Here is a 240-nt window from a genome sequence, read left to right as displayed (position 1 = left end):
GGAGGCACCGGCTACCAAGCCACCCTTGAGCAAGGCATCGAGCCCTTCGATACCCGTCACCAGCCGCCTGAGTGCCTGTGCCATGATGCTCACCTGTCGAGATTGCTGTGGGTCTTGTCCTGATACGTTGGCAAGTAAAGTTGCATGGAAGTTCCGTGGCCGGGCTCACTGTCGACAAAAATGGCGCCGCCGCTCTGCCTGGCAAAGCCATATACCTGGCTAAGGCCCAAGCCAGTGCCC

Annotated in this window: 1 pseudogene; it reads right to left on the bottom strand. The window is 59.6% G+C overall.

Annotated features, from left to right (window positions below):
• Nucleotides 1-89 precede the first annotated feature (89 nt).
• Nucleotides 90-240 (bottom strand): annotated as a pseudogene (locus SB756_RS34695) (PAS domain-containing sensor histidine kinase); the annotation flags it as partial.

This window comes from Pseudomonas sp. SIMBA_068 (assembly GCF_046534705.1).
GTDB lineage: Bacteria > Pseudomonadota > Gammaproteobacteria > Pseudomonadales > Pseudomonadaceae > Aquipseudomonas > Aquipseudomonas putida.
Note: the sequence above shows the minus strand (reverse complement) of the source record. Positions and strands in the feature narration are given on the sequence as shown.